Below are 17,870 nucleotides of genomic sequence, written 5' to 3' on the forward strand. Positions count from 1 at the left end.
GTGTGAGTGCGAGCGTGGGCGAAAGCGTGCCGGGGGACCTGGGCACGCCGACGTTCCACGACCTGTTCCGGGAGTACTTCGGCCAGATGACGCGGCTGGCCCACCTGCTCGGCGCGGACGACGCGGAGAACGTCGCGCAGGAGGCCTTCGTCAAGCTCCACCAGCGGTGGGACACCCTGGCCGACCACACCCGGGTCGTCGGCTACCTGCGCACGACCGTGGTGAACATGTCGCGGTCGCGGACGCGGCACCTGCGGGTGGTCCGGCGGACCCCGCAGGACCGGCCGCCGGACGAGCTGTCGGCCGAGGTCAGAGCGGTGGCCAACTGGGAGCACCAGCGCCTGCGCGGGGTGCTCGAGAAGCTGTCCGGACGGCAGCGCGAGGTCCTCGTGCTGCGGTACTGGCTGGACCTGAGCACGGCGGGTATCGCCGAGACGCTCGGCATCTCGCCGGGCACGGTCAAGGCGACGACCCACCACGCGATGGAGAACCTGCGCAAGCACTTGGGGGACGACCTGGGAGGTGAGCGATGACCGACCTCGAACGCAAGCTGGCCGAAGCACTGCGCGACCAGGCCGGGTCGGTCACGCCGAACCTCGACGCGGCGTGGGCCGAGCAGCAGCGGCGCCAGCGGCGCCCACCGCGGCGTCGCAAGGTGGCGGTGTGGGGCGCCCCGCTGGCCGCCGTGCTGGTCGTGCTGACCAGCGTGCTGGTGGCGACCAAGGTGAACACGGCACCCGAGCCGGTGATGCCCGCGAAGCCGGGCCAGGAGCTGGTCATCGCCAAGCCGCTGATCTCGCCGAACGTGAGCCACAACGGTGAGCCGAAGGCGCTCACCGACTTCGTGGGGCAGACCGACACGTGGACCTCGTACGCCGTCGAAGCCACCGACAGCACGGGAAAGGGCGTGCTCTGCGTCGAGGCGTTGCCGAAGGGCGCGACCCACGGCGGGCCGCAGTCGAACTTCGGCATCGAATCGCCCTCGTGCGTCCCCGTCTCGGGAGACCCCGTGCGCGCCGGGTACGTCGGCAAGAACGGCGGCCCGCTGCCCGCGGGCAAGGCGGTCTTCCTGGTCGGCCCGGCCGTGCAGGTGCTGCGCCTCTACGACGCCGCGGGTGACCTGACGCAGGCCCGGCCGGTCGGCCCGCTGGGTGCGTGGCGGCTGTTCCTCGCCGACTTCGAGCCCGGTTCGCCGCCGGTCCGGTTCGAGATCAGCCCAGCCCAGGAAGCGCACCCGGCAAGTCGGTGATCTTCTCGACCGTCACCGTGGCCTGCTTCAGCACCTCGGGGTCCGGCGGGAAGTGCGGGTTGGGCACCGCGTAGACGGTCATCTTCGCCGCCAGCGCCGCCCGCAGCCCGTTCGTCGAGTCCTCGACGGCCGCGCAGTTCTCGGGTGCGACGCCCAGCAGCTCGGCCGCCCGCAGGTAGACGTCCGGCGCCGGTTTCCCGGCCCCGACCTGCTCGGACGACACCGCCGCGCCCACCGGCAGGCCGGTCACGTCGAGGAAGCCCTTGATCAGGATCACCGGCGACGAGCTGGCGATCGCCACCGGCCACTTCGCCGACACCTGTCGCACGACGTCCACGGCGCCCGGGATCAGCGGCGGCTCGGCGGCGTACCGCGCCGCCATCCGCTTGACCACCAGCGTCGCGATCTCGGCCGGGGTCGTCCGTGCGCCCAGCTCCTCCACCAGGTAGCGGGCCCATTCGGGGGTGCTCATCCCCTGCTGGGCCCGGGTCGCTTCCTCGCGCCAGGTCCCGCCGTGCTCGGCGACGACCGCGCGCCGCACCTCGTCCCAGATGCGTTCGGAGTCGACGAGTACACCGTCGAGGTCGAAGATCACCGCGTCCATGCCCCAGAGCCTAACCTGTGAGCCGAGTTACTTAGTCACCCTTACTAAATTTTGTTAGCATAGCTAAGTGACTTCCGCGATCACCGACCTCGCCCACCGGCTCCGGCCGCTGGTCTTCCGGTTGTACCACCAGGTGCGCCGCCAGACCCCGCAGCTGAACCTCACCCTCACCCAGGGCTCGGTGCTGAGCGAGCTGGTCAACGGCGGGCCGCGCCGGATGAGCGCGCTGGCCGAGTTCGAGCAGGTCAAGCTGCCGTCGATGACCGACGTCGTCAGCCGGCTCGAACGGCTCGGCCTCGCCATCCGCACGCCCGACCCCGCCGACCGCCGCGCGGTGCTCGTGCGCGTCACCGACGAGGGCCGCCGCTTCTACGCCGAGACGGTGGCCGCCCGGGAGGAGTTCCTCCGCGAGCGGCTCATCGCCATGGACGACGCCGACCGCGCCGCGATCGAAGCCGCCCTCCCGGCTCTCGCCAAATTGCTTGTCGACACCAAGAAGGAGGAACTGATCAGCGATGAGCGCTGAGCACCACTCGAGCCTGCTGGACGCCGTCAAGGGCCAGCCCAAGCAGGTGTGGATCACCGCGTTCGCCGCGGTCATCGCCTTCATGGGCATCGGCCTGGTCGACCCGATCCTGCTCTCGATCGCCAAGGGCCTGAACGCGACGCCGTCGCAGGTCACCCTGCTCTTCTCGTCCTACCTCGGCGTCCAGGTGATCGCGATGCTGGTCACCGGGGCGGCGAGCGCCCGCTTCGGGGCCAAGCGCACCGTGCTGGTCGGGCTGACGCTGATCGTCGCCGCCACCGCGTTGTGCGCGGCCGCGGGCTCGATCGAGCAACTCGTCGGGCTGCGCGCGGTCTGGGGCCTCGGCAATGCGTTCTTCATCGCGACCGCGCTTTCGGTGATCGTCGGCGCCGCGACCGGCGGCCAGGCGGGCGCGATCCTGCTCTACGAAGCCGCCCTCGGTGTCGGCCTGTCGGTCGGCCCGCTGCTGGGTGCGCTGCTCGGCAGCATCTCGTGGCGCGGCCCGTTCCTCGGCACCGCGATCCTGATGGCCGGCGCGCTCGTGCTGTGCGCGGTCTTCCTCAAGAGCGACAAGCACGAGAAGCGGGCGCCGATCAAGCTGCTCGACCCGCTGCGCGCGCTCAAGCACACCGGCCTGCTGCGGACCTCCGTCGCCTCGGCGCTGTACACCGCCGCGTTCTTCGCGGTGCTGGCCTGGTCGCCGTTCGTCCTCGGCTGGAACGCGATCGCCGTCGGCCTGGTCTTCTGCGGCTGGGGCCTGTGCGTCGCGGTCGCCGGCGTCGCCCTCGCGCCGCGGCTGGCCGCCAAGCTCGGCGAGCGGCACGCGGCCGCGGCCGCCGTCTTCGGCTACGCCGTGCTGATGCTGGTGCTCGCCGTGCCGAGCAAGCCGGTGCTGGTCGCCGGGATCATCGTCTCCGGCCTGGTTTCCGGGCTGCTGAACACGTTGTTCACCGGCACCGCGATGTCGATCAGCGACGCGCCGCGTCCGGTCGCCAGCGCGGGCTACAACTTCTGCCGCTGGCTGGGCGGCGCCGTCGCCGCGACGCTCGTCGGGCACGTGGCCGAGTGGTTCGGCTCGCCGCAGGCGCCGTTCGTCGCCTCGGCCGTGTTGTGCGTCGTCGCCGGTGGCCTGCTTTCCCTGCGGGAGAAGAAAGCCGACCCGCACACGGTGCCGAAGGAAGCGGCGCTCGTCGGCGAAGAGTTCTGACCTCCGCACCCACGGTGACAGCCCCGGGACCCGCGTCCCGGGGCTGTCGGCTGTACACCCGTTGTTCACCCAGAAGTCCGGAAAGGCTGGTTTTCGGCGCTTAGGTTCGGTCCGTTCCCGAATCCCCACCATGGAGGCGCTGTGCTCGACCGCCTGCTCCCGCTGTTCCCCGCTCATCCGGGCGGCCGTTCCCCGATCACCTGCGAGTACCGCTGCGGCAACGCGTGCGCCCACCCCGAGGCGAACGAGTCCGGGAACGAGTACTTCGGCGACGTCGTCAAGGACATCTCCCGCCGCCGGGTGTTCAAGGCGGGCGCCGTGATGGCCGCCGCCGCGGGCGGGTTCGCCGCGCTCTCCGGTACCGCCGCGGCCTCGCCGCTCCAGAAGCCCCGGCCGTCGCGTCCCGTGCCCGGCACCGACTTCGACGCCGTCCCGCCGAACAAGCTCGACGCCGTCAGCATCCCCGACGGCTACGCCCAGCGCGTCGTCGTCCGCTGGGGCGACCCGGTCGTCGCGGGCGCGCCGAAGTTCGACTTCACCAGGCAGACCGCGGCGGCGCAGGCCAAGCAGTTCGGCTACAACAACGACTTCGTCGGCCTGATCCCGCAGGATCCGCTGGGCCTGACGAACCTGCTCGTGGTCAACCACGAGTACACGACCGAGGTCCACATGTTCCCGGCCGACCAGTACGACCCGGCGAACCCGACCGAGGAGCAGGTCAAGATCGCCTGGGCCGCGCACGGCCTTTCGGTGCTGCTGACCCGCCGCGACCCGGTGCGCGGCGGCCTCGAGGTGGTCCCGAGCCGCTACGGCCGCCGGATCACGCTCGACACGATCTTCGAGGTCCGCGGCCCGGCCGCCGGTTCGAAGTACCTGAAGACGTCGGCCGACCCGTCCGGGCGCAAGGTCCGCGGCACGCAGAACAACTGCTCCGGCGGCGTGACGCCGTGGGGCACGGTCCTGTCCGGCGAAGAGAACTTCGACCAGTACTTCGCCAACTCCGACAAGGTCACCGACCCGGTCGTCGCGGCGCGGCTCAAGCGCTACACGGTCGGCACCGGTGCCAGCACCCGCAAGTGGGAGCGGTTCGACAAGCGCTGGGACGTCTCGCAGGAGCCCAACGAGCCGAACCGCTTCGGCTGGGTCGTCGAGATCGACCCGAACGACCCGACGTCGACGCCGGTCAAGCACACCGCGCTCGGCCGGTTCAAGCACGAGGCCGCGAACGTCAAGATCACCGCCGACGGCCACGTCGCCGTCTACTCCGGGGACGACAGCCGCTTCGAGTACATCTACAAGTACGTCTCGAAGGGCAAGTACAAGCCGGGCAACAGCGCGCACGCGCGTCGCCACAACATGGCGCTGCTCGACGACGGCACCCTGTACGTCGCCCGCTTCACCGGCGACAGCCCGGCCGCGGAGATCGACGGCACGGGCACGCTGCCCGCCGACGGCGAGTTCGACGGCACCGGCGAGTGGATCCCGCTGGCCAGCGGCGACAAGTCCTTTGTGGACGGCTTCACCGCCGAGGAGGTCTACGTCTTCACGCGCCAGGCCGCGGACAAGGTGGCCGCCACGAAGATGGACCGCCCGGAGGACATCGAGCCGAACCCGGTCAACGGCCGGATCTACGCGGCGCTGACCAACAACACCGACCGCGGCGCGGCCGGCAAGGCCGGCGTCGACGAGGTGAACCCGCGCAACGGCAACAAGAACGGGCACGTCCTGGAGTGGGAGGAGGCCCGCGGCGACGCGGCGTCGACGAAGTTCTCCTGGCGGCTGCTGCTCGTCTGCGGTGACCCCACCGCGGCCGACACCTACTTCGGCGGCTTCGACAAGAGCCAGGTCAGCCCGATCTCCTGCCCGGACAACGTGGCCTTCGACCGGCACGGCAACCTGTGGATCTCCACCGACGGCAACGCGCTCGGCGCGAACGACGGGCTGTTCTCGGTGCCGGTGACCGGGCCGGAGCGCGGGCACGTCAAGCAGTTCCTCTCGGTGCCGGTCGGCGCCGAGACGTGCGGCCCGGTGGTGACCGACAACGTGGTGCTCGTCGCGGTGCAGCACCCGGGTGAGAACGCGACGAGCTCGGCGAACCCGACGTCGCACTGGCCCGACGGCGGCACCGCGCAGCCGCGGCCGTCGATCGTCTCGGTGTGGAAGAAGGGCCGCTTCGGGCTGCCCGGCCGCATCGGCGAGCGCTGACGCACGCGGCCCGCACCGGCCGAGGTTCACTCTTAAGTGGACGGTTCTCGCCCGGTGCGGGCCCTCGCCCCGCGCCATAGTCGAGGCATGGTCCGTTCGACGCGCGTGGTGGCAGTGGCGGTGGTGGCGTTCTCGGGGACGGTCGTACCCGCGGCCGCCGCGGACCCGCCCCCGGCGTGCGGCGGGATCGCGGCGAACCCGAGCGTCGAGGAGACGGCGCGCAACGGCGCCCCCGACGGCTACGTCTTCACCCCGGCCGCGCCGGTCCCGCCCGGGACGCCGGCGGCGAAACAGCCCAAGCTGCTGACAGAGCAGGCGTACGCGGTCGACGGCCAGCGCTCGGCGGTGATCCAGACGCCGGACGGCAAGGCCAGCACGGCGTACCAGACCGAGAAGTTCGTGCCCGGCGGCGTGTACACGCTGAGCGTGTCGACGGCCTCGCACGCCCCGGGCAGCGGTCCGGCGACCGGCCTGCGGTTCTTCGACGCGACCGGCGCCCAGGTGCAGGAGACGAAGCTGGTCGCCGACCACAACGCGGGCGACGGGCACCTCGCGAAGCAGGACTTCCCGGCGGCGACGGCGTCGGCCAAGGCGACCACGGTGAAGTTCTTCGCCACCACGAGCTCCGAGCGGCTGCGCTGGGACTGCGTCGACCTGCGCCTCGCGGCGTATTCGGTGAAGAAGGAAGTGCAGAACCCGGCGACCGGCGCGTGGGGCCCGTTCGCGACCGTGACCGCGGGCGAGACCGCGCACTACCGGATCACGGTGGCGAACGAAGGCACGCAGGACCTGACCGGGATCACGGTGCAGGACCCGTGGTGCGCGGCGCCGTTCGAGCCGTTCGCGCTGGCGGCGGGCGCGAACCGGCAGCTGACCTGCGACCACCCGGACCTCACGGTGGCCGACACGGGGCACGTCAACACGGCGAAGGTAACCGGGGTCCAGTACCCGGGCGGCACGCTGGGCGACAAGACGGCGTCGGCGACGATCACCGTCGTGCCGCCGCCGTCGATCGCGAAGCTCGGCGACTTCGCCTGGAACGACCGCAACCGCGACGGGCTGCAGGACCCGGACGAGCCGGGCGTCGCGGGCGTCAAGGTGACCCTGAAGGACGGCGCGGGCGGCACGGTCGGCACCGCGACCACGGACGAAAAGGGCCACTACGGCTTCGAGAAGCTGAAGGACGGCACCTACCAGGTGTGCTTCGCCGTCCCGGGCGAGTTCACGGTGACGCGCAAGGACGCGGGCGCCGACGACCGCGATTCCGACGCGGACCCGGACGGCTGCACGGCACCGCGCACGCTGGGCGGCCCGGACCGCGAGAACTTCACGGTGGACATCGGCCTGGCCCCGCCGACGAACCGGATCGGCGACTTCGCCTGGACCGACACGGACGGCAACGGCCTGCAGGACGCGGGCGAGCCGGGCCTGGCCGGGGTGAAGGCGGTGCTGAAGAACGGCGGCGAGGTGGCGAGCGTCGTCACCGGCCCGGACGGCGCGTACGCGTTCACCGGCCTCGAGGACGGCACCTACCAGGTGTGCTTCACGGCGGAGGGCCGCAAACCGACGGCGAAGGACGCGGGCGACGACGCGCGCGACTCCGACGCCGACCCGGCGACGGGCTGCGCGGACCCGCGCCCGCTGGGCCCGGACCACCGCGACGACCGCACGGTCGACGTCGGCTTCGCGTAGCTACGGTGGGGGCATGACGGATCTTCCCCTCGCCCTCGTGACCGGCGCCTCCCGCGGAATCGGCAAGGCGGTCGCCCACCAGCTGGCCCCGGCCCACCGCCTGCTCCTCGGCGGCCGGGACGCGGACGCGCTGGGCGCGCTGGCGGCGGAGCTGCCGGGAGCGAAGCCGTGGCCGGTCGAGCTGACGAACGCGGAGTCGCTCGCCGAGGCCGTGGCCGGGATCGATTCGCTCGACGTCCTGGTCCACTCGGCGGGCGTCGCGCGCCTCGGCCGCGTCGAGGACGCGTCGGCGTCGGCTTGGCGGGACAACTTCGAGGTCAACACGCTGGCGGTGGTCGAGCTGACCCGCCTGCTGCTCCCGGCGTTGCGCGCGGCCCGCGGCCACGTGGTGGTGATCAACTCGGGAGCGGGGTTGAACGCCCGCCCGGGCTGGTCCCCGTACGCGGCGAGCAAGTTCGCGGTCCGCGCGTTCGCCGACGCCCTGCGCGAGGAGGAGCCGCAGATCAGGGTGACCACGGTCTACCCGGGCCGCACGGACACGGAGATGCAGCAGGAGATCTTCGCGGGCGAGGGCCGCGAGTACGACACCTCGCACCTGCTGAAGGCGGACTCGGTGGCGACCGCGGTGGTGACGGCGGTGTCAGCCACCCCGGACGCCCACCCGACGGAGGTCATCCTCCGCCCACGCTGACCAGGCCGGGGCCCCGCCCTTCCCTGGGGGGCTGCCCCGTGCCCAGTCTATCGGCGGTGGCCGACAACTCCGGCGCACCAAGGCTTCCCGCGCGGAGTTGTCCACATCGGCGCGGACCTGTGGATCAGGCCCGCAGCCGGGCCGACGTCTCAGCCACCCCGGCCTGAACCTTGGCGCGGTCCACCTTCACGGACTCGCCGTCGGCGACAACCTGCTCCCCGGCGACCCACACATCCCGAACCCGCCGCGACCCAGCCGCCCACACGAGGTTGGACAGCAGCTGCACATCCGGCACGTCCAAGCCGCAGGCGAACGCAGGGTCGTCGAGGTCGACGTGCACCAGGTCGGCCCAGCGACCCGGCTCGAGCGCCCCGATGTCGTCCCGGCCCAACGCAGCAGCCCCACCCCGGGTGGCCAGCAGGAACACATCCGCCGCGGTCAGCACGGTCGAGTCCCCGGTGGCCAGCCGCGCGAACATAGCGGCGAGCTGCAACTCTTCCCACAGGTCGATGTCGTCGTTGGAAGCCGGACCGTCAGTCCCGAGACCAACCGCGACCCCCGCCGCCCGCAGGTCCGCGACCCGCGCGATCCCCGAAGCGAGCTTCGCGTTCGACCCAGGGCAGTGCGCCATCCCGACCCCGTGGGCCGCGAACAAAGCGATGTCAGCATCCGACAGGTGAATGGCGTGCGCCGCCAAAACCCGCCCGTCGAGCATGCCGAGCTTCTGAAGCAAAGCAGGCACTGAGCCGTGCGCCTCGCGAACAGCCGTGTCCTCGGCCGCCGCCTCGGCGACGTGGATCTGCACCAGCGCGCCGCGAGCCTGAGCCGACTCCGCCGTCGCGCGCAGCGCTTCCGAAGAGAGCATGTAAGCCGAGTGCGGCCCGTAGCCCAGCTCGACGCGGTCGCCGTGGCCGAAGCGGAGGCCGTCCGTGTCGATCCAGCGCTCGATCGCCGCCAGCTGAGCTCGCCAGTCGAGGCCCGGCAGCTCCATCACCGGCGGTGCCACCAGCACGCGGCCGCCCGTCGTGAGCACGGCGTCGACCAGCTGCTCGCCTTCGAAGTACATCTCGGCGCTGGTCGTGACGCCGTGGCGCAGCATCTCGACCGAGCCGAGCAGCATGCCGGTGCGGACGTCCTCCGGCCGCAGCTTCGCCTCCGCCGGCCAGATGATCTCGTTGAGCCACGGCAACAGCGGCAGGTCGCCGCCCATGCCGCGCAGCAGCGTCATCGGGCTGTGCGCGTGCGTGTTGACCAGGCCGGGCAGCAGGATGCCGGTCAGGGTGGTGACCGGTGCGGCGGACTCGGGGGCGGTGGCCGCCGGTCCGCAGTGGGAAATGCGCCCATCGGCGTCGACGTCGACGACCGCGTCACGGAGAAGCGAACAGGACGGGTCGGCGGGGAGAACGACAGGGGCGTGGAAACGGCGTTGCATCTCTGGATACTACGCACCGCCGCGTCAGCTCACGGTCCTCGTCCGAGTCAGACGAATCGGATCACTTCCTGATCTCCCGAGCTGTGCCGGATCACCAGCTCCCCGCCTTTGCTCACTGCTTCCTCCAGGACGGCGTACACCTGGAGGGCCCGGTTTATCGTGTCGGTCTTCGAGTCCCCGGTGAGTTCGACGATCCGGTCGAGTGCTCTCGATGCGCGGGGTACCAGGTTCACGGTCACCCGCTCCAGGCCGCCACCTCCGCCACCTCCGCCCCGGGGCGGAGGTTTTCCGGGAACGGTTTTCGATTCACCGAGTTCGTTCGTCAGCGCCCCACTTTTCGGTGTCACGACAACCGTCCTTTCGTATGCGAGACCGGAGCCCCCAACGGCCGGCCTCGAAGCACTTCGCCGAGCTCAGCTGCGTCACCGCAGTTGCTGCTCGTCAGAAGCGACGCTCGGCGGACAAGTGCGCCACCCAGAGGTCCCGCCCCTCCAGGTTGTTTCCCATCATCCGGGTCGCGCTTGGCCGTTGTCAAGTTAAAGCATGCACAAGAGATGTATCTGACATGCGTGTTACTGCACCATCCTACCCATGGGTAGCTGTATGTAGTCACGGGTCCTCTAGATCCGGTGAACCAGGTGGTCGAGTGGTCCGCTGCCCAGCTTTTAACAATTGAACGTTCGTGGGTGGCAAAACGCTACAAGGTCCATTTTGGATGACGCTAGCCGTGGGAGGCTGGCGCGGCGCTGACCACGTTGTCATCGCCGGCGGGGGTCGACTGGGGCGTCGGTGGCGGATCACGGTTGCCAGAGTTGACAAAAAGCTGACGGCTCACGCCTGCCTCGCGACATATGTATTGATCTTCTATTACTGTCTGTACACGCTTTGGTCATCAGTTCACCGCATCGGTGGTACGGTGTCGGCCAACAACGAGGGACCGCCGCCGGTGCTCCGCCAGCATCGGTCAGGGAAGGTGAGGGAGATCGGTGGACGAGGCGATCGAGACGGACCTGTCCAAATCTGATCCGAACCCTTCGGAGCGTGCCGAGGTGCGCGTCGAGCGCGTCAAGGTCAGAGGTCGCCTCAAGATCGCACTCGGCCCGCTGTCGGGGGAGGCGGAAGGAGAGGTCGACGCGGGTGACGCCGGAGGCCGCATCGCTTACGCGTGCGCGGCGGCGATCGTCGTCGGCATGTCGATCCTGGCGGCAGTCGGTGTCGCCTTGACCGGGATGTCGCTGCACTGGCCGACGTGGGTGTCGGCGGTCCTCGTCGGCCTCGTCTTCGTGCTGATGGCGACGTTGCTGATCGTGTGGCGTCGGGACACGGACTAGGAAACGACTCCACTCCGCCACGCCCACGCGGCGATTTCCACCCGGTTCCGCGCGCCGATCTTGCCCTGCACCGACGCCAGGTGCGTCTTCACCGTGGACAGCGACAGGTACAGCTCCGCCCCGATCTCGGTGTTCGTCAGCCCGCGCGCGGCCGCCTTGACCACGTCCAGCTCCCGCGCGGTCAGCGGCTCCGACGGCGGGGCCGCCTGCGACTTCACCGCGCCGCCGTCGAAGTGCTTGAGCAGCCGGACGGTGATCTGCGGGGACACCAGCGCGTCGCCGCGGTCGGCCGCGCGGACCGCCTCGATCAGCAGCGCCGGGCCCGCGTCCTTCAGCAGGAAGCCGGACGCGCCGTTGCGCAACGCCGTGTGGACGTACTCGTCGAGGTCGAACGTCGTGACCACGACGACCTTCAGCGGGTCGGTCACGTCCGGGCCGGCCAGCTGCCGCGTGACCTCGAGGCCGTCGAGGCCGGGCATGCGGATGTCGAGCAGGCAGACGTCCGGGCGCAGCTCGCGGGCCTTCGACACCGCCGAGACGCCGTCCGCGACGTCGGCGACGACCTCGATGTCGTCCTGGGCGTCCAGGATCATGCGGAAACCCATCCGCACCATCTCCTGGTCGTCGGCGATCAGTACCCGGATCACTCGTCCCCTTCCCCGGCGGCCAGCGGCAGCCACGCTTCGACCCGCCAGCCCCCGTCCGGGCCGCGCCCGGCCGACAGCCGGCCCTTGAGCAACGCGACGCGTTCGCGCATGCCGACCAGACCGTAACCGCCCGACCCGCCGGCCGGCCGGTGCGCCGTCTCGCGTCCGTTGTCCGTCACCCGCAGGTGCAGTTCGCCGCCCGCCACCTCGGCGACGACGAACGCCTCGGTCGCGCCGGACGCGTGCTTGCCGACGTTCGTCAGCGACTCCTGGACCAGTCGCAACGCCGAGCGGCCGACCTCGTGCGGCAGGTCCGGCGGCAGGTCGAGGTGCATCGACGTCGGCACGCCGTGGTTGGCGCCCTCGACGAGCTTCCGCAGGTCGGCGCCGAGGTCGGTGGTCGCCTGCTCACTGAACTCGCTCGACCCGGCGGGCGCGTCACCGCGCATCGAGCGGACCAGCCGCCGCATCGCCGCGAGCGCCTCGACACCCGCGTTCTCGATCCGGGCCATCGCCTCGACCGCGACCTCCGGCTTCTGCTCGGCCATCATCCGCGCGGCCTGCGCCTGCACGACGATCCCGGTGACGTGGTGCGCGACGACGTCGTGCAACTCGCGGGCCAGTGCCATCCGCTCGGCGGTCTGCGCGTCGGCCACCGCCGACTGGACGACGGTGGTGCGCTCGGAGTCCCGCGACCGCAGCATCAGGCCGACGGCGATCGAGATGCCGAGCAGCAGCGCCGCGGCGAAGGCCAGGAGGGAAAGGTTCTGCGGGTCGGTCTGCAGGCCCCGCGGCCCGTTCGAATTGAGGATCGCCGCGAGCGCGACGACGCTCGAGAGCACCGCGACCCGCGGCCACGACGAGCTCAGCCCGCGGGCGCGCGTCAGGTTCACCACCACGCCCATCGCGGCGACGATCTGCACGAACGGCACGCCGCCCGGCATCGGGTAGTCGTAGCGCAGGTGCAGGAACGGCGTGACGACCGTGGAGACCAGCATGATCCCGGCGATGCCGAGGACCGCGTCCGCCGGCCGCCGCGGCGAGAGCACCGAGATGAAGGCCGCGACGAGCGAGCAGAACAGGATCGGGAAGCCGCGCGCGTTGCTCGCGTACGTGTAGCCGAACTCGAAGAGCAGCGCGAACCCGAGCAGGCCCATCAACGGCCACTGGCCCATCGCCAGCTCGTTCACCCGGCGCAGCTTGCGGGTCCGCGGCCGGCCCCGCGGGCTGCGGTCGCGGGCCGTGATGGCGGGGGCGACCGCGCCGGCGAGCAGCAGCAGGCCGAACAGCAGGGCCTGCGACCCCGTGCCGCTGTCGATCTCGCTGACCCCGGCGTACCGGCCGAACACGGCGACGAGCCCGGCGACGACCAGGAAGCTGTCCACGCAGAACGCCACGCCCGCCCGCGCCCGGCGGGTCACGTAGTAGACCATCAGCACCCCGGCCACGACCTCCGTGATGGGCACCTTCGGCAGCACGCTGGAGTAGGGCGGGATGTGGAACGCGTGGATGAAGAGGGTGGAGAACACCAGCACGCCGCCCCCGGCGACGCCCGCGACCGCGGCCCGCTTCTGCGCCCACACCGCGCAGGCGACGATCGCGAAGAAGCCGGGCAGCAGCCCGAAGTCGACGAACCGCGGGCCGTTGTCGTCGAGCGCCGCCTGCGTCGTGTAGACGACGTCGAACAGCAGGGCGGCGTACAGGACGGCCGAAGGCACCCCGATGCGCCGCACGAGGGCGGCGGCGCGGGTGTAGAGCGTCTTCGGCGGAGGCGCGGCGGTCACAACGTGACGTTAGAGGATCCGCGCGCGTTCGCACCTTGGCCGAGTGGCTCGCGCTCCCTCGGCCGATCGGCCGATGCGGGTGCGCGCGTGACTGGCCGTCTGCCCGAAGTGGACACCCCCTGATCTCGGCGAAGCTCATCGCAGCAAGATCCGAACCGACAGGGAGAGACCTCGTGGAGACTCCACAGTGGACCAACGGCCCGGTGCTGTCCGGCCGCGGGCTGGTGAAGCGCTACGGCGCGCAGTACGCCCTCGCCGGCATCGACATCGACATCCAGCCGGGGGACGCCGTCGCCATCGTCGGGCCGTCCGGCTCGGGCAAGACGTCGCTGCTGCACGTCCTGGCCGGCATCCTCCGCGCCGACGACGGGCAGATCTTCCTGGCCGGGCAGCGGATCGACCAGCTCAGCGAAAAGAAGCGCAGCGAGCTGCGCCGCACCGAGTTCGGGTTCGTCTTCCAGTCGGGGATGCTGGTCGCGGAGCTGACCGCCGAGGAGAACGTCGCGCTGCCGTCGCTGCTGGCCGGGCTCGGCCGCAAGGAGGCCATCGACGCCGGCCGCCAGTGGCTTTCGCGGCTCGGCCTGGCCGGCAAGGAGAAGCGCCGTCCCGGTGAGCTGTCCGGCGGCGAGGCCCAGCGCGTCGCGATCGCGCGGGCGCTGACCCACCGGCCGAAGGTGATCTTCGCCGACGAGCCGACCGGCGCCCTCGACACGCGCACCGGCCGCGACACGATGGACGCCCTGCTCGGCGCCGCCCGCGAGACGGGCGCGGCGGTGATCGTGGTGACCCACGACCGCGAGCTGGCCGAGTCGATGCCGAAGACCGTCTCGATCCGCGACGGCCTGATCGCGACGAGGCTCGCGGCATGAACTCGCTCCAGATCGCCCTGCGGGTGCTGAGGGTCGACCGCCGGACCCGGACGTCGGCGATCCTCACCGCGATCGGGGTGGCCGTCGCGACCGGGCTGGTGCTGCTGCTGGCGACGCTGCCGTTCGCCACGCAGAACCGCGAGCAGCGTGCGCTCTGGCAGGGCGAGCAGCTCTACAGCAGCCGTACCGACGGCCCCGCCAAGCTGCTGCTCAACTCCTCGAAGGACTACTTCGACGGCAAGGAGATCATCCGCGTCGACGTCGCGCTGACCGGCGGGGCGACGCCTGGCTCGATCGCGCTGCCGCCGGGGGTGCCGCAGGTGCCGGGGCCGGGTGAGACCGTCGTGTCGCCCGCGCTGGGCCGGCTGCTGCAGGCCAACCCGGCCGATCACCTCGCCGACCGCTTCGGCAAGCCGGTCGGCGCCATCGGCGAGGACGGCCTGCGGTTCCCGGAACAGCTCGTCGCGCTCACCGGGCACACCGCCGACGCGATGCCCGAGAACTCCTACCCGCTGACGAGCTTCCCGAGCGGGAAGGCGAGCCCGGACGGCCTGCTCATGCTGCTGTCCTGGGTCGGCATCATCGTGCTGCTGGTGCCGAGCCTGGTGCTGGTCGCGTCGTCGGCGCGGCTGACCGCGGCCCGGCGGGAACGGCGGCTGGCCGCGATCCGGCTGGCCGGCGCGACGCCGGGGCAGGTCACGAACATGGTGGCCGCCGAGACGACGTTGTCCGCGGGCATCGGCGCCCTGCTCGGCCTGCTGATCAGCCCGGCGCTGCACGGCCTCGCGTCGTTCGTGCCGTGGGCGGGCGGCACCTGGCTCGCGTCCGACTTCGCGCTGCCGATCGGCCTGACGGTGTTCATCGTCGTGGCCATCCCGGTGCTCGTGGTGCTGGCCGGGATCCTCGGTCTGCGGCGCGTGCTCAAGAACCCGCTGTTCGCCACCGGCGGCCACACGAAGAAGCCGCTGCGCTGGTGGCGCCTGCTCGCGCTGCCCGCGGCCGGGCTGTTCTTCCTCGTCGCCGTGTCGACGTCGAAAGAGGCCGGGGGCATCGGCCTGGTCATGGCGGGCCTGTTCCTGCTGGTCGGCTCGGCCGCGATAGTCGGGCCATGGGTGACCTCGGCGGTCGGCGGCACGTTCGTCCGGATTTGGCGGCGCCCGTCCGCGCTGCTCGCCGGCCGTCGCCTGCGGGACGACCCGAAGGGCGCCTACCGCGCCTCCGCCGGGATCGTGCTCGCGGTGTTCGCCGGGTCGATGGCGCTGACGCTGCTGCCGACGTTCGAGTCGATGGCCGGCGGCGGGCGGTCCTTCCAGGACTCCGTGCTCTACGTCGACACCGACGCCCAGCACGCGGGCAAGATCGTCGACCAGGCCAACGGGTCCCTGCGGAAGTACGGGCAGGCCGAGAAGGCCGTCGCGGTCGGCGAGGTCTACCTCGTCCAGGGCGGGGGCCGGGATCGCACCGGCCACCGCGCACTGGTCATGCCCTGCGCCGACGCCGTCAAGCTGACCCGGTTCGGGCTGACCGCGGAGAACTGCACGGGCGGACCCGCCGTCATCGGCGAGTCGGCGCTCGACCTGGCGCAGTACAAGGTGACCGCCGAGTGGGAAGGGCAGGCCCTCGCCGTCAAGTCGGGGACGCGGACGGAAGCCGTCAACCTGCCCGACTCGAACCTGTCCAGCACCTGGATCGTCGACCCGGCCGCGCTGCCGGACGGCTTCACGCCGAAGTACGTCACCGTCGTCGCGCCGACGACCGACGCCAACCGCGAGATCGTCCGCACGGCGCTGGCCGCGCCGGCCGCGGGCGCGGAGGTCGGCAGCCGGGACCAGTACCTGGTCAACCAGCAGACCGAGCTCGGCGACCTGCGCCGCGTCACGGTGATCGGGCTGGTCGCCGCCGGGATCCTGGCGGGCTGCAGTGCCGCGGTCGCGACCGCGGGCTCGGTGATGGACCGCCGCCGCACCTTCGGGGCGCTGATGGCCGCCGGCACGCCGGTGCGGGTGCTGGCCCGGGCGCTGCGGATGGAGGCCGCGCTGCCCGCGCTGGTCGCCACCATCGGCGCGGGAATCGTCGGGGTGCTCGTCGGTGTTGGGTTGTTCAGCATGGTCGACGAGCGGGGCATCGTGCTCAGCCCGTGGCTGCTGGCGCCGGTCGTGCTGGGCATCGGGGTGGCCCTGCTCGGCGCGTCGGTCTGCACGCCCGCGCTGAAGCGGGTCCAGGCCGAACCGCTGGCCGACGAATAGGACGTTCGCCCCTCTGTCGGGGGAGGGGCGAGCAACGGGGGTACAGAGGGAGGTCGTGAGTGCGTAACAGTGTTCTAACACTGTTACGCACTCACGACTGCTTTTCGAAGATGAGGTCGTGCGAGACGCGGCCTTCGACGTCGGCACGCTGCTCGAACTTCGTCACCGGACGCCATTCGGGCCGGGGCGCCCAGCCGTCGTACCGGTTCTTCAACGCGGGCTCGGCCGAGCAGACCTCCATCATCTGCTCGGCGTAGTTCTCCCAGTCGGTCGCCATGTGGAAGGTGCCGCCGGGCGCGAGCCGCGACGCCACGAGCTTGGCGAACGACGGCGACACGATCCGCCGCTTGTGGTGCTTCTTCTTCGGCCACGGGTCGGGGAAGAACAGCCGGACGCCGTGCAGCGAGTCCGGCTCGACGTGCTCGGTCAGCAGCACGACGGCGTCGCCATGCAGCAGCCGCAGGTTCTCGACGCCGAGCTTTTCGGCGCGCAGCATCAGCTGGCCGAGGCCGGGGTCGTAGACCTCGACCGCGACGTAGTTCAGCTCCGGCGCCGCGGCGGCCAGCTGCGACGTCGTTTCGCCCATGCCGGAGCCGATCTCCAGCATCACCGGCGCTTCGCGGCCGAACCACTCGGTGAAGTCCAGCGGTCCCGCGGGCAGCTCGCCGACCGTGCGGCCCAGCCGCGGCCAGTGCTCTTCCCACGCCCGCTGCTGCCCGACGGTCATCCGGCCACCGCGCTTGACGTAACTGACCACGCTGCGCAGCCGACGTCCGTCCTCTTGTTCCACGCAGCGAGGTTAACGAACCGCTTCGAACTCCCCGAGACGAGATCGCAAGCCCGCCAGTCCGGCGACCGGGATCGGGTCCGGCGTCCGCCCGCTGTGCGCCGGGAGGACGTCGATCCAGCCGGGGTGCCGGTCGGTGTTCATCACCGTCGTGGGAATCGCGTGGCCCGATTTCCCGCGTTCGGACGGCATGAACTCCCAGTACCCGGATTCGCCGTCCGCGGCCCACGGGACGAATTCCCAGCCCGGGCGCCTGCCGAGCAGTTGTGCGATCCGATCTTCGACGCGGAAACCCTGTTCCCGCGAATCGAGTTTCCCGTCCGCCACCGCCCGCAGCCACCACGGCGCGGGGATCGGCCCCGCCATCCCGGCCGAGGCGCGGAACAGGGCCAGGACACCGTCTTCGGGTGCGCGGTGCACCCACGCCCGGCGGAGTTCCGCCGGCGTCGTCGCGGTCATCGCGGCCTGCGGGAAGCTCGATCGCCCGCGACCATTCGAGGTCCAACATCGGTTCGAGCCGGGGAGCGTCGTCTTCGACGCGAGCTCGGGGAATGGTGCTGCCCAATTCTTGACCGGTGTCCACCGTCAAGGATCACCTCC

At 71.3% G+C, this 17,870-nt stretch carries 16 protein-coding genes and 1 pseudogene; 10 read left to right on the plus strand and 7 right to left on the minus strand.

What is annotated here, in order from left to right:
• The first annotated feature begins 14 nt into the window (after positions 1 to 14).
• Together QP939_RS14075 and QP939_RS14080 are read left to right on the plus strand one after the other, a co-directional pair.
• The gene (locus QP939_RS14075; RefSeq protein WP_285457199.1) at positions 15 to 533 is read left to right on the plus strand and encodes an RNA polymerase sigma factor; all 519 of its coding nucleotides are present in this window, start codon (positions 15 to 17) and stop codon (positions 531 to 533) included.
• Positions 530 to 1,249, plus strand: a complete 720-nt coding sequence (locus tag QP939_RS14080; protein WP_285457200.1) for a hypothetical protein — start codon at positions 530 to 532, stop codon at positions 1,247 to 1,249. The genes QP939_RS14075 and QP939_RS14080 overlap by 4 nt, the downstream gene beginning before the upstream one ends.
• Here the strand turns inward: QP939_RS14080 and QP939_RS14085 are convergent.
• Positions 1,212 to 1,853, minus strand: a complete 642-nt coding sequence (locus tag QP939_RS14085) for an HAD family hydrolase (protein ID WP_285457201.1) — start codon at positions 1,851 to 1,853, stop codon at positions 1,212 to 1,214. The genes QP939_RS14080 and QP939_RS14085 overlap by 38 nt on opposite strands.
• A 67-nt stretch (positions 1,854 to 1,920) precedes the next feature.
• Here QP939_RS14085 and QP939_RS14090 point away from each other — a divergent pair, with 67 nt between their 5' ends.
• From QP939_RS14090 to QP939_RS14110, 5 genes are all read left to right on the plus strand, one after another.
• A complete protein-coding gene (locus QP939_RS14090; protein WP_285457202.1) occupies positions 1,921 to 2,379 on the plus strand; it encodes a MarR family winged helix-turn-helix transcriptional regulator in 459 nt (152 codons plus the stop codon).
• Complete coding sequence (locus QP939_RS14095; protein WP_285457203.1) at positions 2,369 to 3,586, plus strand: MFS transporter; 1,218 nt, start codon at positions 2,369 to 2,371, stop codon at positions 3,584 to 3,586. Before QP939_RS14090 ends, QP939_RS14095 begins: the two co-directional genes overlap by 11 nt.
• Positions 3,587 to 3,727: 141 nt before the next feature.
• Positions 3,728 to 5,791, plus strand: a complete 2,064-nt coding sequence (locus QP939_RS14100; protein WP_285457204.1) for a PhoX family protein — start codon at positions 3,728 to 3,730, stop codon at positions 5,789 to 5,791.
• 87 nt (positions 5,792 to 5,878) lie between these two features.
• Positions 5,879 to 7,483 (plus strand): DUF7850 domain-containing protein, encoded by a 1,605-nt coding sequence (locus tag QP939_RS14105; RefSeq protein WP_285457205.1) that lies wholly within the window; start codon positions 5,879 to 5,881, stop codon positions 7,481 to 7,483.
• Between the two features lie 13 nt (positions 7,484 to 7,496).
• Complete coding sequence (locus QP939_RS14110; protein ID WP_285457206.1) at positions 7,497 to 8,174, plus strand: SDR family oxidoreductase; 678 nt, start codon at positions 7,497 to 7,499, stop codon at positions 8,172 to 8,174.
• Between the two features lie 124 nt (positions 8,175 to 8,298).
• Here the strand turns inward: QP939_RS14110 and QP939_RS14115 are convergent, their stop codons facing one another.
• Together QP939_RS14115 and QP939_RS14120 are read right to left on the minus strand one after the other, a co-directional pair.
• Positions 8,299 to 9,606: an amidohydrolase family protein gene (locus QP939_RS14115; RefSeq protein ID WP_285457207.1), complete on the minus strand. Its 1,308-nt coding sequence runs from the start codon at positions 9,604 to 9,606 to the stop codon at positions 8,299 to 8,301.
• 47 nt (positions 9,607 to 9,653) lie between these two features.
• Positions 9,654 to 9,845, minus strand: coding sequence for a hypothetical protein (locus QP939_RS14120; RefSeq protein ID WP_285457208.1), 192 nt, complete (start codon positions 9,843 to 9,845; stop codon positions 9,654 to 9,656).
• Positions 9,846 to 10,592: 747 nt separating this feature from the next.
• Here QP939_RS14120 and QP939_RS14125 point away from each other — a divergent pair.
• Positions 10,593 to 10,937 carry a hypothetical protein gene (locus QP939_RS14125; RefSeq protein ID WP_285457209.1) on the plus strand — a complete coding sequence of 115 codons (345 nt, stop codon included), beginning with the start codon at positions 10,593 to 10,595 and terminating at the stop codon, positions 10,935 to 10,937.
• Here QP939_RS14125 and QP939_RS14130 read toward each other — a convergent pair.
• Positions 10,934 to 11,584 (minus strand): response regulator, encoded by a 651-nt coding sequence (locus QP939_RS14130; RefSeq protein ID WP_285457211.1) that lies wholly within the window; start codon positions 11,582 to 11,584, stop codon positions 10,934 to 10,936. The genes QP939_RS14125 and QP939_RS14130 overlap by 4 nt on opposite strands.
• On the minus strand, positions 11,581 to 13,368 hold the full coding sequence (locus QP939_RS14135; RefSeq protein ID WP_285457212.1) for a sensor histidine kinase: 1,788 nt from the start codon (positions 13,366 to 13,368) through the stop codon (positions 11,581 to 11,583). Before QP939_RS14135 ends, QP939_RS14130 begins: the two co-directional genes overlap by 4 nt.
• Before the next feature lie 173 nt (positions 13,369 to 13,541).
• Between QP939_RS14135 and QP939_RS14140 the strand changes: the two genes are divergently transcribed.
• Both QP939_RS14140 and QP939_RS14145 read left to right on the plus strand, forming a co-directional pair.
• Positions 13,542 to 14,237 (plus strand): ABC transporter ATP-binding protein, encoded by a 696-nt coding sequence (locus QP939_RS14140; protein WP_285457214.1) that lies wholly within the window; start codon positions 13,542 to 13,544, stop codon positions 14,235 to 14,237.
• Positions 14,234 to 16,483, plus strand: a complete 2,250-nt coding sequence (locus tag QP939_RS14145; protein WP_285457216.1) for an ABC transporter permease — start codon at positions 14,234 to 14,236, stop codon at positions 16,481 to 16,483. The genes QP939_RS14140 and QP939_RS14145 overlap by 4 nt, the downstream gene beginning before the upstream one ends.
• Before the next feature lie 91 nt (positions 16,484 to 16,574).
• Here QP939_RS14145 and trmB read toward each other — a convergent pair whose 3' ends face one another.
• Together trmB and QP939_RS14155 are read right to left on the minus strand one after the other, a co-directional pair.
• Positions 16,575 to 17,210 (minus strand): tRNA (guanosine(46)-N7)-methyltransferase TrmB, encoded by a 636-nt coding sequence (gene trmB / locus QP939_RS14150; RefSeq protein ID WP_285459742.1) that lies wholly within the window; start codon positions 17,208 to 17,210, stop codon positions 16,575 to 16,577.
• A gap of 72 nt (positions 17,211 to 17,282) precedes the next feature.
• A pseudogene (locus tag QP939_RS14155) lies at positions 17,283 to 17,835 on the minus strand (hypothetical protein).
• Positions 17,836 to 17,870 lie beyond the last annotated feature (35 nt).

This window comes from Amycolatopsis nalaikhensis (assembly GCF_030264295.1).
Classification (GTDB): Bacteria; Actinomycetota; Actinomycetes; order Mycobacteriales; family Pseudonocardiaceae; genus Amycolatopsis; species Amycolatopsis nalaikhensis.

What these genes read in the sequence shown, in the direction of transcription:
- QP939_RS14115 (WP_285457207.1), bottom strand. Translation starts at nt 9,606, where the DNA reads ATGCAACGCCGTTTCCACGCCCCTGTCGTTCTCCCCGCCGACCCGTCC.
- trmB (WP_285459742.1), bottom strand. Translation starts at nt 17,210, where the DNA reads ATGACCGTCGGGCAGCAGCGGGCGTGGGAAGAGCACTGGCCGCGGCTG.
- QP939_RS14145 (WP_285457216.1), top strand. Translation starts at nt 14,234, where the DNA reads ATGAACTCGCTCCAGATCGCCCTGCGGGTGCTGAGGGTCGACCGCCGG.
- QP939_RS14085 (WP_285457201.1), bottom strand. Translation starts at nt 1,853, where the DNA reads ATGGACGCGGTGATCTTCGACCTCGACGGTGTACTCGTCGACTCCGAA.
- QP939_RS14095 (WP_285457203.1), top strand. Translation starts at nt 2,369, where the DNA reads ATGAGCGCTGAGCACCACTCGAGCCTGCTGGACGCCGTCAAGGGCCAG.
- QP939_RS14110 (WP_285457206.1), top strand. Translation starts at nt 7,497, where the DNA reads ATGACGGATCTTCCCCTCGCCCTCGTGACCGGCGCCTCCCGCGGAATC.
- QP939_RS14080 (WP_285457200.1), top strand. Translation starts at nt 530, where the DNA reads ATGACCGACCTCGAACGCAAGCTGGCCGAAGCACTGCGCGACCAGGCC.
- QP939_RS14105 (WP_285457205.1), top strand. Translation starts at nt 5,879, where the DNA reads ATGGTCCGTTCGACGCGCGTGGTGGCAGTGGCGGTGGTGGCGTTCTCG.